Consider the following 1,121-nt stretch of genomic DNA (forward strand, 5'->3'; position numbering starts at 1 on the left):
ACCTCTTCCAACTAGGGGTGTAGGCCCGAGAGACCGCCGCGCGACCGGCCAAGGAAGGCGCGGCGGTCTCGTCATGTCTGGGCCCGACCACTCGTACGAGTAGCCATGGATCCCGGCTCGCCCAAGGTGGGCGGGCCGGTCACCAAAGTGACTCGTTCGTTGATCAGCACACTGTTCAGTTCTCAAGGAACTGCGATCACGACAGCCCGTGGGCGTGCGGCAAAGCCGCCTTCCCCGACAACCGTCAGTCGCATTTGCGCAGTTCAGGCCAGCCCAAAGAAGGGTCAGCAGTTCGTCTGCCTCATCATGCGAGACATGTTGAACATGTCTCTTACGATGACGTGGAGTCGACGCTGCGTCAAGTCCTTCGGTGTTTTCGCTGGCGAGTCTCTCGACCGCGCACATCTAGATTCGCCTGTTGGGGCCTGTCGAGATACGGCGCCACTGGACGGCTTCGATCCGGCTTCGCTACCGTCAAGTCGTCCCGCATCGTCCAAGCGCCACAACTTCGTCCAGGGGAGGGCGAGATGGCTAATGAACGACTCCGAGGCGCCATCCTGGCCAGCGGCTTGACGGTCGAACAGATCGCCGTCCAGCTCGGGGTGAGCGCCCGCACGGTAGAGCGCTGGGTCGAGGCCAAGGGTGAGCGCCGGCCGTACCAACGCTTCCAGTACGCCCTCGCGCAGCTTCTGCAGTGCGACCTGTCGAAAATCTGGCCGGGCGAACAGACCACGAGTGCGACCACCGAGGCGGGGAGGGCCGAGCTCGTCACGGTGTACCCACACCGGGCTGGAGTGCCTAAGGAGCTGTGGACCTCGCTCTATGCCGAGGCGACCACGCACTTCGACCTGGTGGTCTACTCGGGCTTCTGGCTTTCCGAAGACCCGATGTTCTTTCGCCTGATCCGAGAGAAGGCCCAGGCCGGGGTACCGGTCAGGCTCATGCTGGGGGATCCCGATTCAGTCTGTGTGGCCCAGCGCGGCCAGGACGAAGGGATCGGTGCTGCAATGGCAAGCAAGATCCGGAACGCGCTGGCGAACTACGCGCCGCTGTTCGGCGTGCCAGGGGTCGAGTTCCGACTTCACGCCACCACGCTCTACAACTCCTTGTACCGCGCCGAC

General features: G+C 63.6%; 1 protein-coding gene. It reads left to right on the forward strand.

Annotated elements, in window-relative coordinates; genetic code table 11:
* Nucleotides 1-527: 527 nt before the first annotated feature.
* The coding region (locus ABD323_RS41430; protein WP_344447257.1) for a helix-turn-helix domain-containing protein at nucleotides 528-1,121 on the forward strand (594 nt) is incomplete at its 3' end.

Origin of the sequence: Kitasatospora nipponensis (assembly GCF_039528135.1) — a bacterium.
Taxonomy (GTDB): Bacteria; Actinomycetota; Actinomycetes; order Streptomycetales; family Streptomycetaceae; genus Kitasatospora; species Kitasatospora nipponensis.